General features: G+C 69.9%; 1 protein-coding gene and 1 pseudogene. One reads left to right on the top strand and one right to left on the bottom strand.

Annotated elements, in window-relative coordinates:
- On the top strand, positions 1-110 hold a 110-nt coding region (locus F6X68_RS33305; protein ID WP_151457900.1), incomplete at its 5' end, for a proprotein convertase P-domain-containing protein.
- Between the two features lie 20 nt (positions 111-130).
- Here F6X68_RS33305 and F6X68_RS33300 read toward each other — a convergent pair.
- A pseudogene (locus F6X68_RS33300) lies at positions 131-249 on the bottom strand (glycosyltransferase); the annotation flags it as partial.

The raw sequence follows: 249 nt of genomic DNA, 5'->3' as shown, positions 1-249 counted from the left end.
ACACGGCGAACCTGTCGAGCGAGGCGGCGAACGGCACCTGGCAGCTGCGGGTGCGCGACGTCTACTCGGGCGACACCGGCTACCTGAACACCTGGACCCTCACCCTCTGACCTGAGTGCAGGGAAGGCGGTCAGACCGAGAAGCTGGCGGGACGCTCCGTGGCCGGGGCCGGCGCCTTCGCCTTCCACAGCCCCGTCTTCTGCCCGGCGAGCCGGGTCAGGTAGGCCGGGTTGAGGATCACGTAGCGCT

It is taken from the genome of Micromonospora sp. AMSO12t (assembly GCF_008806585.1).
GTDB lineage: Bacteria > Actinomycetota > Actinomycetes > Mycobacteriales > Micromonosporaceae > Micromonospora > Micromonospora reichwaldensis.
Note: the sequence above shows the minus strand (reverse complement) of the source record. Positions and strands in the feature narration are given on the sequence as shown.